General features: G+C 27.9%; 1 protein-coding gene. It reads left to right on the forward strand.

Annotated features, from left to right (window positions below):
• Positions 1-815: hypothetical protein (locus tag OF364_RS02985; protein WP_263774128.1), on the forward strand; the 815-nt coding region annotated here is incomplete at both ends.

The raw sequence follows: 815 nt of genomic DNA on the forward strand, positions 1-815 counted from the left end.
CTCTAGCTAAAAATACAGGTACAGAAATTGTTAAAATTAATCAAGCAATTCAAGCATATGAAAAAGCTCTAACTAAAGTCAGTGAGATAAAAACTAATGCTAATAATGATGGTTACACTGATTTAGATACTAGAATTGCTGGTGATATTACAAATATTAATAAAGCATTAGCTGAATTAAGAGCCAAATTACAATCAGAACAAGAAAAAGAAAATGAACGTGTTAAGAATCTTAAAAAATTATTGCAAGACCATATTAATGCAATAACTAGTGCACAAGCAAGAGCTGAAGCTCAAAAAGATAAAATAGATCCTTTAAAATCAAAACTAGATGATTTAACTAATGCTATAACATCAGCTGAAGCAGATTATAACACTAATAAAAATGATAAAAATGATGAAATTAAAGGCTTAATTAATACTTTAAAAACTACAATTGATACTGCTAATAATAGAAAATCTGAACTTAATACAGCATTAACTAATGCTAAAAAGGCAATTGATGATGCTCTTAAAGAAGCTAAAACAAAATCTAATAAAGCTATTAAAGGTGCTAAAGATGCAGGTAATGACATTACTAAATTAAATTCTGCTATTGAGGATCTTAAAAAAGCTATTACAGATGTTGAATCAGTTATTCAACAAGCAACTGATAAAGAATATAATGCTCCTAAACAAGAAGCAACTGAGCTTTTAGAGAGCCTAAAAGAATCTTTAAAAACTGCTGAAGATAAAGCTAAGGGTGAAGAAGAAAGAATTAAAGGTATTATTGAAGAAATTGATAGAAAACTTCAAGAAACAGCTCAAAAACTTCAA

The sequence above is a fragment of the Mycoplasma enhydrae genome (assembly GCF_025779955.1).
GTDB lineage: Bacteria > Bacillota_I > Bacilli_A > Mycoplasmatales > Metamycoplasmataceae > Metamycoplasma > Metamycoplasma enhydrae.